This is a genomic window from Streptomyces sp. NBC_00461 (assembly GCF_036013935.1).
Lineage (GTDB): Bacteria > Actinomycetota > Actinomycetes > Streptomycetales > Streptomycetaceae > Streptomyces.
The window spans coordinates 2,287,059-2,298,890 of record NZ_CP107902.1 but is presented as its reverse complement, the minus strand read 5'-3'; the positions used below and the strand labels follow the sequence as shown (position 1 = coordinate 2,298,890).

The 11,832-nt window shown below is 72.5% G+C and carries 8 protein-coding genes; 1 reads left to right on the top strand and 7 read right to left on the bottom strand.

Annotated features, from left to right (window positions below; genetic code table 11):
* Window positions 1–73 precede the first annotated feature (73 nt).
* A complete protein-coding gene (locus OG870_RS10980) occupies window positions 74–802 on the top strand; it encodes a ZIP family metal transporter (protein ID WP_266841194.1) in 729 nt (242 codons plus the stop codon).
* 20 nt (window positions 803–822) lie between these two features.
* Here OG870_RS10980 and cobI read toward each other — a convergent pair whose 3' ends face one another.
* Genes cobI through OG870_RS10945 form a run of 7 tightly spaced genes read right to left on the bottom strand, consistent with a single transcriptional unit; the run spans window position 823 to window position 11,781 of the window.
* Window positions 823–1,575, bottom strand: coding sequence for a precorrin-2 C(20)-methyltransferase (gene cobI / locus OG870_RS10975; protein WP_266511958.1), 753 nt, complete (start codon window positions 1,573–1,575; stop codon window positions 823–825).
* Window positions 1,572–3,032: a cobyrinate a,c-diamide synthase gene (locus OG870_RS10970; protein ID WP_266841197.1), complete on the bottom strand. Its 1,461-nt coding sequence runs from the start codon at window positions 3,030–3,032 to the stop codon at window positions 1,572–1,574. Before OG870_RS10970 ends, cobI begins: the two co-directional genes overlap by 4 nt.
* Entirely contained in the window at window positions 3,026–3,625 is a 600-nt protein-coding gene (gene cobO, locus OG870_RS10965; protein ID WP_266585612.1) for a cob(I)yrinic acid a,c-diamide adenosyltransferase, read from the bottom strand. Before cobO ends, OG870_RS10970 begins: the two co-directional genes overlap by 7 nt.
* Window positions 3,625–5,631 (bottom strand): putative cobaltochelatase, encoded by a 2,007-nt coding sequence (locus OG870_RS10960; RefSeq protein WP_266841200.1) that lies wholly within the window; start codon window positions 5,629–5,631, stop codon window positions 3,625–3,627. Before OG870_RS10960 ends, cobO begins: the two co-directional genes overlap by 1 nt.
* Window positions 5,628–9,296, bottom strand: coding sequence for a cobaltochelatase subunit CobN (gene cobN / locus OG870_RS10955; RefSeq protein WP_266841202.1), 3,669 nt, complete (start codon window positions 9,294–9,296; stop codon window positions 5,628–5,630). The genes OG870_RS10960 and cobN overlap by 4 nt, the downstream gene beginning before the upstream one ends.
* The gene (locus OG870_RS10950; RefSeq protein WP_266585618.1) at window positions 9,293–10,843 is read right to left on the bottom strand and encodes a cobyric acid synthase; all 1,551 of its coding nucleotides are present in this window, start codon (window positions 10,841–10,843) and stop codon (window positions 9,293–9,295) included. The genes cobN and OG870_RS10950 overlap by 4 nt, the downstream gene beginning before the upstream one ends.
* Complete coding sequence (locus tag OG870_RS10945) at window positions 10,840–11,781, bottom strand: cobalamin biosynthesis protein (protein ID WP_266585619.1); 942 nt, start codon at window positions 11,779–11,781, stop codon at window positions 10,840–10,842. The genes OG870_RS10950 and OG870_RS10945 overlap by 4 nt, the downstream gene beginning before the upstream one ends.
* Between the last annotated feature and the right edge of the window lie 51 nt (window positions 11,782–11,832).

Below are 11,832 nucleotides of genomic sequence, written 5' to 3'. Positions count from 1 at the left end.
AAACGTCTTAACGGTGGCGCCGCAACGGCTGCCGGATGTGCGCGAACGGGGGCTGATCGGATAGCAAGGGCACATGGCGGTCTTCGTCGCGCTCGGCGCGTTCCTGATGACGCTGGCCGGCGGCTGGACGGCACAGCGGGTGACCGACCGTCGCCATCTGGTCCTCGGCCTGGCCGGCGGCCTGATGCTCGGTGTGGTCGGCCTGGACCTGTTGCCGGAGGCGCTCAAGACGGCGGGCGGCGAGGTCTTCGGCGTGCCGGCGGCCCTGCTCCTGTTCGTGGCCGGATTCCTGCTGGCCCACTTGGTGGAACGGCTGCTGGCCGCCCGCCAGGCCTCCCACGGCGGGGAGGAGACCAACGGCCGGGCGCCCGAGGTGGGTCTGACCGCGGCCGCGGCGATGGTCGGGCACAGCGCCATGGACGGCGTGGCGATCGGCGCGGCCTTCCAGGTCGGCGAGGGCATGGGCACGGCGGTCGCGCTGGCCGTGGTCGCCCACGACTTCGCGGACGGCTTCAACACGTACACGATCACGAGCCTGTACGGGAACGCCCGCCGCAAGGCGCTCACGATGCTGTTCGCGGACGCGGCGGCACCGGTCGTCGGCGCGGCCTCGACCGCGTTCGTCACCATCCCGGCGGGCCTGCTCGGCGGCTATCTGGGTCTCTTCGGCGGCGTACTCCTCTATCTCGCCGCGGCCGAGATCCTGCCCGAGGCGCACCACGAACACCCCGCCCGCTCGACCCTGCTGTGCACGGTGGCGGGCGTGCTGTTCATCTGGCTGGTGGTGGGCATCGCGAGCTGAGACGGGCCCTTCGCCGAGTCTCACAACTTGCCGCCCCGCCCGCCGTCACGCCGCGCGGGCGCGATGAGCGTGGACAGGTACGGCAGCGGGGCGCCGTCGAGCTCGGCGGCCGGCCGGATCGACTCGGAGTCCAGCCCCAGCGCCGACCCCCACACCGCGTCGGCGAGCCGCCCGGTCTCGCGCAGCGCCTCGGCGACCTCACCGGCCTGCCGCCCGAACTTGTAGGCGACGACGGTGCCGGGCCCGCTGAGCGCGTCCTTGAGCACGGCCGCCCCGGCGGTGACGGGCACCAGGGTGAGCGGCTCGGTGCCCTCGGTGAGCACAGCGCCCGACCGCGCCGCCAGATCCTGCATCGCGGTGATCCCGGGCACGGTCTCCACCACGGTCCCCGGCACCAGTTCGGCGATGGTCAGCGCGAGATAGGTGAAGGTCGAGTACACGTTGGGATCGCCGATGGTGGCGAACGCGACGGTGCCGCGCTCCCGCAGCAGTCCGGCGACCCGCTCCCCGGCCGCGTCCCAGGCGGCCTCCCGCCGCGCCCGGTCGCTGCGCTCGTTGAGGGCGAACACGACCCGGACGACCTTCTCCTCCGGAACGTAGTGCAGCACGGTGGCCTCGGCCCGCCCGCGCTCCCCGCCGTCCTTCCCGTCCGGCGCGGCCATCACGGGCACGACAACCACATCGGCCGCGCGCAGGGCGTTGACGCCCTTGACGGTCACCAGCTCCGGATCCCCGGGACCCACCCCGACCCCGATCAGCCTGCTGCTGCTCATGACGTCCGGCACCTCTCCACGAACCGACGGGCGACACCGGGCTCGGACGCCCAGTGCGTGTGCACATAACTCGCGTGCACACCTTGTTGTACGAAACCTTCGACGCGCGGCGCCGGGGAGCGCACGCCCCACGCGGGAGCCGCCCCCGCCCCGGGCTCGACGACCGTCCGATGAAACTCGTGCCCCCGCATCCGGGTCCCGGCGGCGGCCAGCACACTGTCGCTCACGGCGACGGCATCCCGGTACCCGAGGGTGAGCCGCTCGGACATCCGCGCGCCGGCGTCGAGCACCCCGCACATGGGCAGCCCGTCGATCTCCCGGCACAGATACAGCAGCCCGGCACACTCGGCGGCGACGGGAGCGCCGCTCGCCGCGAGGTCCGCGACGGCTTTGCGCAGGGGCTCGTTGGCGGACAGCTCAGCGGCGTACACCTCGGGAAAACCGCCCCCGATGACCAACCCGCGGGTCCCGTCGGGCAGTTGCTCGTCCCGCAGCGGATCGAAGACGACGACCTCGGCACCGGCGGCACCCAGCAGCTCACCGTGTTCGGCATAGGAGAAGCTGAAAGCAGCCCCACCGGCAACGGCCACCACATCCAGCCCGTCTGGGGGTCCCCCCTCTGGGGGAGTTTGAGGACGAGGCCGTTCAGGCCGATAGCGGGGGCCCGGGGGCGCAGCCCCCAGGGACGGGACGGGAAGGGGCGGCGGGGGCGAGGAAGCAAGCGCCTCAGCCGCATCCCACCCCACACACGACAACGCCCCCGCACTCCGCGCCAGCGCGACCAGCCCGTCGAGATCACACCCCGCGCCCACCTGCGCGGCCATCGCGGCAACAGCCTCGACCGCCGCGGCCCGCCGCTCGGCGACCGGCACCAACCCCAGATGCCGGGAAGGCGTATCCACCTGCGCGACCCGCCGCAGCACCCCCAGCACAGGCACCCCGGCCGACTCCAACGCCTCCCGCAGCAACTCCTCGTGCCGGTCGGACGCGACCTTGTTGAGGATCACACCCCCGACCCGCACCTCGGGGTCCCAGGACGCGAACCCGTGCACCAGCGCCGCCACGGACCGCGACTGCGACGAAGCGTCGACGACCAGCACCACCGGCGCCCCGAGCAGCTTCGCCACATGGGCGGTGGACGCCAGTTCACCTTCCCCCGCGGCCCCGTCGAACATCCCCATCACACCCTCGACGACGGCGATGTCACACCCGCGGGCCCCGTGCAGGAACAACGGCCCGACCAGCTCCGGCCCGCACAGGTACGCGTCGAGGTTCCGCCCCACCCGTCCGGTGGCGAGCGCGTGATACCCGGGATCGATGTAGTCAGGGCCCACCTTGTGCGGAGACACGGCGAGCCCCCGCGCGGCGAGCGCGGCCATCAGACCCGTGGCGACGGTGGTCTTGCCGCTGCCGGACGTCGGCGCGGCAATGACCAGCCGGGGCACAGCAGTTACCACTCGATGCCCCTCTGACCCTTCTGGCCCTCGTCCATCGGATGCTTGACCTTGGACATGTCGGTCACGAGGTCGGCGAACCCGACGAGCTTCTCGGGCGCGTTCCGCCCGGTGATGACCACGTGCTGGGTCCCCGGCCGCTCCCGCAGCACCTCCACGACCTCGTCGGTGTCCACCCACCCCCAGTGCATGGGGTACGCGAACTCGTCGAGCACGTACAGCCTGTACGTCTCGGCGGCGAGGTCCCGCTTGACCTGCTCCCAGCCCTCCCGGGCCTTCTCCTCGTTGTCCGTCTGGGAGTCCCGCTGAACCCAGGACCACCCCTCGCCCATCTTGTGCCAGTCGACGCTGCCGCCCTCGCCGGAGGCGCCGAGCACACGCAGCGCGTTCTCCTCGCCGACCTTCCACTTGGCCGACTTGACGAACTGGAACACCCCGATCGGCCACCCCTGGTTCCAGGCCCGCAGCGCCAGCCCGAAGGCCGCCGTGGACTTGCCCTTCCCGATGCCCGTGTGCACGACGACCAGCGGCCGATTACGTCGCTGACGGGTCGTCAGTCCGTCGTCCGGCACCACACTCGGCTGCCCCTGCGGCATTACGCGGCCCTCCTCGAAGTCCCCTGCGTGCCCTGTACATCCCTCACCAGACCGGCGATCGAGTCCGCCCGCAACTCGTCGAGCGTCACCGCCGTACCGCCGAGCTCCCCGGCGAGCTGTCCGGCCAGCCCCAGCCGCACGGGCCCCGACTCGCAGTCGACGACCACGGAGGCGACCCCCTCGGCCGCGAACAGCCGGGCCGCCCGCCCGGCCAGCGCGACCGGCTCCGGGCCGCCCGTGGCCCGCCCGTCTGTGACCACCACGACCAGCGCCCGCCGCGCCGGATCCCGCAACCGCTCCACCCGAAGCACGTCGTGCGCCTTCAGCAGCCCGGCCGCGAGAGGCGTACGCCCACCGGTCGGCAACGTCTCCAGCCGGACGGCCGCCGCATCCACGGACGACGTCGGCGGCAGCGCGACATCGGCGGACGCCCCCCGAAACGTCACCAGCCCCACCTTGTCCCGCCGCTGATACGCATCCAGCAGCAGCGAGAGCACGGCGCCCTTCACGGCACTCATCCGCTGCCGGGCCGCCATCGACCCGGAGGCGTCGACCACGAACAGCACGAGATTCCCCTCGCGCCCCTCCCGGGTCGCCTGCCGCAGATCGTCCCGCCGCACGACCAGCCCCCGCCCCGACCGTCCGCGCGCCCGCTGATGCGGTGCGGCCGCCTGCACGGTCGCCGCCAGGTGCAGTTTGGTGAGCGCGCCCCGGGGCCGCCTGGCCCCCGTCGTCCGGCCGTGCTCCGTCCGCGCCCGCGAACGCCGCCCGGACGCACCCTCACCGATCCCGGGCACGCTCAGCACCTTGGTGCGGAAGGGCTCGGCGGCGCGTACGGCGGACTGCTCGGCCGCTCCCGAGGCCTGCGGCTCGCCGCCCTCCCCGGGCTCGGGCCGGGCGCCGGTGTCACCACCCTGCGGACCGTCCGACTCGGAGGGCGGCTGCCCGCCACCCCCGCCACCGGGCCCGTCCGGCCCCGGATCGTCGTCCTCGGGCTCCCTGAACTCCTCCAGCGTCTCGTCGAGCTTGTCCTCGTCAAGTCCCGGAGCGTCAAAGGGATTACGCCGCCGCCGGTGCGGCAGCGCGAGCAGCGCCGCCTGCCGTACGTCCTCGGCGAGCACCTCGGTCCGCCCGGCCCACGCCGCCAGCGCGGTCGCGGTACGGGCCATCACGATGTCGGCCCGCATGCCGTCCACCTCGAAGGCGGCACAGGTCGCCGCGATCTGCCGCAGCGCCCCGTCGCCCAGCCGCACCGACGGCAGCAACTCCCGTGCGGCGACGATCCGTTGACGCACAGAGGCCTCCTCGTCCGCCCAACGGGCGACGAACGCCGCCGGCTCGTCGTCGTAGGCCAGCCTGCGCCGTACGACCTCCACCCGCTGGTCCGGCTCCCGGGAGGCCGCGACCTCGACGGTCAGCCCGAACCGGTCGAGCAACTGCGGCCGCAGTTCGCCCTCTTCGGGGTTCATGGTGCCGACGAGGAGGAAACGGGCGGCGTGCCGGACGGAGACACCCTCGCGTTCGACATAGGAGGCGCCCATCGCGGCCGCGTCCAGCAGCAGGTCGACGAGGTGGTCATGAAGGAGATTGACCTCGTCGACGTAGAGGATCCCGCGGTGCGCGTCCGCGAGCAGGCCGGGCTCGAAGGCCTTGACGCCCTCGGCCAGCGCCCGCTCGATGTCGAGGGCGCCGACGAGCCGGTCCTCGGAGGCCCCGACGGGCAACTCGACCATCCGCGCGGGCCGTTGGGTGCCGGACCCGGCCTCGTGCGGCCCGTCCGGGCATTGCGGGTCCGGCTTCGCGGGGTCGCAGGAGAAACGGCACCCGGGGACGACCGCCACCTCCGGCAGCAGCGCCGAGAGCGCGCGTACGGCCGTCGACTTGGCGGTGCCCTTCTCGCCGCGCACCAGCACACCGCCCACGGCCGGCGACACGGCGTTCAGCAGCAGCGCGAGCCGCAGGTCGTCCTGGCCGACCACGGCCGTAAAGGGGAAGGGGGTGGTCACTGGTCGCCCTCCAAGTCGCCTTCAAGCTCCAGGTACGTGGCGCGCAGCTGCTCCAGCGTCTGCGCGTCCGGCTCGGCCCACAGTCCGCGGTCCGCGGCCTCCAGCAGGCGCTCGGTGATCCCGCGCAGCGCCCACGGGTTGGACTTCTTCATGAACTCCCGGTTCTCCGGGGCGAAGACGTACTCGGCGCTGAGTTTCTCGTACATCCAGTCGTCCACGACGCCGGCCGTGGCGTCGTAGCCGAAGAGGTAGTCGACGGTCGCCGCCATCTCGAAGGCGCCCTTGTAGCCGTGCCGGCGCATCGCCGCCATCCAGCGCGGGTTGACCACACGGGCCCGGAAGACACGGTGCGTCTCCTCGCCCAGCGTCCGGGTCTTCACCTGATCCGGGGTGGCGGAGTCGCCGACGTACGCCTCGGGGCTCTCGCCGGTCAGATGCCGCACCATGGCGACCATGCCGCCGTGGTACTGGAAGTAGTCGTCGGCGTCGACGAGATCGTGTTCGCGGGTGTCGACGTTCTTGGCGGCGACGGCGATCCGCCTGAACGCCGTCTCCATGTCCCCGCGCGCCGCCCGCCCGTCGAGCCCGCGCCCGTACGCGTAACCGCCCCACACCGCGTACACCTCGGCGAGGTCGGCGTCGCTGCGCCAGTTGCGGGCGTCGATCAGCGGCAGCAGCCCTGCCCCGTAGGCCCCCGGCTTGGAGCCGAAGACCCGGGCGGTCGCGCGCCGCCGGTCGCCGTGCTCGGCCGTGTCCTCGTCGGCGTGGGCCCGCACGAAGTTGCGGTCGGCGGGCTCGTCCAGGTCGGCGACCGCGCGGACGGCGTCGTCGATCAGCCCGACGACGTGCGGGAACGCGTCCCGGAAGAAGCCGGAGATACGGACGGTGACGTCGATGCGCGGGCGCCCCAGCTCCGCCAGGCCGACGACCTCGAACCCGGTCACCCTGCGCGAGGCGTCGTCCCACACCGGCCGGCAGCCCAGCAGCGCCAGGATCTCGGCGATGTCGTCGCCCTGGGTGCGCATCGCGGACGTGCCCCAGACCGTCAGGCCGACGGACTTCGGATAGTCGCCCGTGTCCTGCAGGTACCGCTGGACGAGGGAGTCGGCGAGGGACTGGCCGACCTCCCAACTCAGCCTGGAGGGGATGGCCTTGGGGTCGACGGAGTAGAAGTTCCGGCCGGTCGGGAGCACATTGACCAGGCCGCGTGTCGGCGAACCGGACGGGCCCGCCGGGACGTATCCGCCGTCGAGGGCCTTGAGGATGTGGCCGATCTCGTCGGTCGTCCTCGCCAGCCGGGGCACGACCTCGGTGCAGGCGAACTCCAACACCGCGACGGCGTCCGGGAGTTCGGTGCCGAGGACGTCATGCGCGAGGGCGCGGCTCTCGGCGACGGCCCACTCCCTCGCCTCCATCCCCTCCGCGATCCGCCGGCACAGCTGCTCCAGCAGGTCGATCGCGTCGGCGGCCGTACGGGACGGCCCCTCGACGAGGTCCGTCAGCTCGACCGGCACCTTCACCGGCGCACCCGGCTCGGCGAGCAACTCCTTCTCGACCAGCCCGAAATGAGCCGCGAGCGAAGCCCTGAGCCCCGGAAGCGCGTTCGCCTGCCCGCCCCACACCTGCGAGGCACGCAGCACGGCGAGTACGAGATTGACGCGCGGCTCACCGACCGGTCCGCCGCCGAGAATGTGCAGACCGTCCCTGATCTGCACGTCCTTGATCTCGCACAGATAGCCGTCGATGTGCATGACGAACCCGTCGAAGTCGCCCTCCTCCGGCTGCTCGTCCACGTGCAGGTCGTGGTGCAGCTCGGCCGCCTTGACCAGCGTCCAGATCTGGGCCCGCACGGCAGGCGCCTTCGTCGGGTCCAGGTCGGAGACCAGCGCGTACTCGTCGAGCAGTTGCTCCAGCTTGGCCAGGTCGCCGTAGGTGTCCGCACGGGCCATCGGCGGTACGAGGTGGTCGACGACCGTGGCGTGCCCGCGCCGCTTGGCCTGGGTGCCCTCGCCGGGGTCGTTGACGATGAAGGGGTAGATCAGCGGCAGTTCGCCGAGCACGGCGTCCGGCCCGCACCCGCGCGAGAGCCCGAGCCCCTTGCCCGGCAGCCACTCCATCGTGCCGTGCTTGCCCATGTGGACGATCGCGTCGGCGCCGAAACCCCCCTCCGATGTCGCAGCCTCCAGCCAGCGATAGGCCGCCATGTAGTGGTGCGAGGGCGGCATGTCGGGGTCGTGGTAGATCGCGATCGGGTTCTCGCCGAAGCCGCGCGGCGGCTGGATCATCACGACGACGTTCCCGAACTGGAGGGATGCCAGCACGATGTCGTCCCCGTCGACGTAGAGGGAGCCCGGCGGCTCACCCCACGCCTCCAGCATCCCGTCCCGCAGCTCGGGGTCGAGCTTGTCGAACCAGGCCTGATAGTCCGCGAGCGGCACGCGGGCGGGCGCGGAGGCCAGCTGCTCCTCGGTCAGCCACTCCACGTCGTGACCGCCGGCCGCGATGAGCCGGTGGATCAACTCGTCGCCGTTGTCCGGGTACGCGGTGACCCCGTACCCGGCGTCCTTCAGGGCGTCCAGCACCCGGACAGCCGACGCGGGCGTGTCCAGGCCGACCGCGTTGCCGACGCGCGAGTGCTTGGTCGGGTAGGCGGTGAAGACGAGCGCCAGCTTCTTGTCCGCGTTCGGCTTGTGCCTCAACTCCGCGTGCCGTACGGCGATTCCGGCCACCCGCGCGGCCCGCTCCGGGTCGGCGACGTACACCGGCACGTCGTCGGGTCCCTGCTCCTTGAAGGAGAACGGAACGGTGATGAGGCGCCCGTCGAACTCCGGGATCGCGACCTGCATCGCCGCGTCCATCGGGGACAGCGCGGCGTCCGACTCGTCCCAGGCGTCGCGCGAGGACGTCAGGCACAGGCCCTGCAGCACAGGGACGTCGAGGTCGGCGAGCGCCCCGATGTCCCAGGCCTCCTCGTCGCCGCCGGCCGAGGCGTGGGAGGCGTGCGCGCCGCCCGCGGCCAGGACCGTGGCCACCAGGGTGTCGGCCTTCGCGAGGGTCTCGTACAACGCCGGGTCCGCGCCGCGCAGCGAACCGCAGTACACGGGAAGGGCGTTGGCGCCACGCGCCTCGATCGCGTCGCACAGGGTGTCCACGAAGGAGGTGTTGCCGCTCAGCTCATGGGCCCGGTAGAAGAGCACGCCGACGGTCGGCCGGCCCTCGACGAACTCCCGCTCGCCGTGGACGCCGTACTCGGGCATCTTCTGCGGCTCGACGAACCCCTCACCGGTCAGCAGCACGGTGTCGGACAGGAACCGGGCCAGCTCGGTGAGGTTGGCGGGCCCGCCCTCCACGAGGTACTTGAGCGCCTCGGCGACCACACCGGCGGGCACCGACGACTCGGCCATCAACTCCGCGTCCGGCACGGTCTCTCCGCCGAGCAGCACGGTCGGTACGCCGGACGCCCTGAGCGCGGCGAGCCCGTCCTCCCAGGCCCGCTTCCCGCCGAGCAGCCGTACGACGGCGATGTCCGCGCCGTCGAGCAGTCCGGGCAGTTCCTCCGCCACGTCCACCCGGGTCGGGTTGCCGATCCGGTAGTCGGCACCGGAGGCGGCCCGGGCCGCCAGCAGATCCGTGTCGGCGGTCGACAACAACAACACTGTGCTCATGCGGGTGCTCCCGGTGGAATGAAAGGCAGTCCTTGCGGCGCGCCCGACTCGATGAGCCGCCACAGCGCGTCCGTGTCCGCGTGCTGTTCGATCAGGTCGCCGAGCCGGTCGAGCTGCTCCTCGCGCAGCGCGGCGAACGAGGTGTCGGGGGCCGGCACGAAGCGGCGGCCCGCGGCGGCCGCCACCTCACGCAGGAAGGCCCGCCGGAACCCGTCCGACTCCAGCGAACCGTGCCAGTGCGTGCCCCAGGTCCGGCCGACCCGGCAGCCGTCCAGGCTGTGTCCCCCGTCATCGGTGATGAAGGCTTCTCCGCCGGTGACCTCGGCGACCCCGTGATGGATCTCGTACCCCTCGACCGGCTCGCCGAGGGCTTCGCCCACCGGCCGGGTGAGGGTCTTCTCGCGGGCGAACCGCACCCGCACGGGCAGGACTCCGAGGCCCTCGACGTGTCCGCGCCGGCTCTCGACCTCGTCCTCGATGTGCTCGCCGAGGATCTGGTAGCCACCGCAGATGCCGAGGACGGGCCGCTGCTCCGAGGCCCTTCGTACGAGGACGTCCGCAAGGCCGCGCTCCCGCAGCCACTCCAGGGCCTTCACCGTGCCCCGGGTTCCCGGAACGATGACGAGGTCGGCGTCGGCCAGCTCCTCGGGCCGGTCCACGAACCGCACGACGACACCCGGTTCGGCGGCCAGCGCGTCCACGTCGGTGAAGTTGGACATGAGGGGGACCGCGCAGACGGCGACGCGCAGCACGTCCTCGCCGAGGGGCGGCGCGACGTTCGACTCGCGCACGGTCCCCCGCAGGGCTGTGCTTGATTTGAAGGCGGGCCGCAGGCCGTCCTCCTCGTCGATGCCGAGACCGTGCCGGAAGGGCAGGACGCCGTAGGTGTGCCGCCCGGTGAGGCCGTGCAGCATGTCGAGCCCGGGCTCCAGGAGGCTGACGTCTCCCCGGAACTTGTTGACGAGGAACCCGGCGACGAGTTCCTGGTCCTCGGGCGACAGGAGTGCGACGGTCCCGAAGAAGGAGGCGAAGACGCCGCCACGGTCGATGTCCCCGACCACGAGCACGGGAAGCCGCGCGTTCCGGGCGATCCCCATGTTCACGATGTCGGTCCGCCGCAGGTTGATCTCGGCGGGAGAACCCGCCCCCTCACAGATCACGGCGTCATACGTGCCCCGCAACTCGGCGAGGCAGTCGAGAACCGTCCCGAGAAGCTGCTGCTGCCGCCCCCCGTGGTATCCACGGGCACTCAGCTCGCCGACCGGCTTGCCCATGAGCACGACCTGACTGCTCTGCTCGCCACCGGGCTTGAGGAGCACGGGATTCATGAGCGCGGTGGGCTCGATCCGACAGGCCTGCGCCTGCATGGCCTGAGCCCGCCCGATCTCGGCGCCCTCCCGGGTGACGAACGAGTTGAGCGACATGTTCTGCGCCTTGAAGGGCGCGACCTTGACGCCTTGCCGCACCAGCCAGCGACAGATCCCGGCGGTGACGACGCTCTTGCCGGCGTCGGAGGTGGTACCGGCGACGAGCAGACCACCGCTCATTTCCCGTGTCCCTTCACCATGAGGCGCGCGGCGACACTGACGCCGAGCGCGAGGAGTCCGACGCGCCGCGAGAGCCGTACGGCCCGCTCGATGTCGGGCACGGCGACGGCGCGGCCTTCCCGGTTCAGGACCGGCCGGTGCTCGACCCGCCCCCCGTACGACAGGGTCCCGCCGAGCCGTACCCCGAGCGCCCCGGCGAACGAGGCCTCCACGGGACCGGCGTTGGGGCTCGGATGCGCGCCGGCGTCGGCACGCCAGGCCCGTACCGCACCACGCGGGTCACCACCGGCGACCGTCGCCAGTACGGCGGTCAGCCTGGCCCCCGGCCAGCCCGCCACGTCGTCCAGCCGCGCGGAAGCCCACCCGTAGCGCCGGTAGGTGGGCGACCTGTGCCCGACCATGGCGTCGAGGGTGTTGACGGCACGGAACCCGAGCAGCCCCGGCACCCCGCCGACGGCCCCCCACACCAGGGCCCCCACCACCGCGTCGGAGGTGTTCTCCGCGACGGATTCGACGACGGCCCGCGCGATCCCGTCGGCGTCCAGAGCCTGCGGATCCCGCCCGCACAGATGCGGCAGCCGGGCCCTGGCGGCCTCGACATCGCCCGACTCCAGCGCGCGCCCGATGCTTTGGGCCTCACGAGCGAGCGAAGTCCCCCCGACGACGGCCCATGTGGCGGCGGCGGTCACCGCGACGGAGGCGGCGGGGGAGCGTCGTACGGCAAAGGCGGCGACCGCGCCGATCCCGACGGCTCCACCGGCGCACACGAGGGCATGCAACGCGCCCCACCCGCGGTGGTCACGCCACAACACCCGTTCCACGGCCCCGGCGGCCCGCCCGAACGCGGCGACCGGATGCCCACGGCGCGGATCGCCGAGCAGGAGGTCACCGAGAAGGCCGGCGGCGGCGCCGTACGCGAAAACGCGATCGGCACGCACGGGGCTCAGCCGATCGCTGGGTCGGGTAGGGCTGGGTCGGTGCCTCTCAAA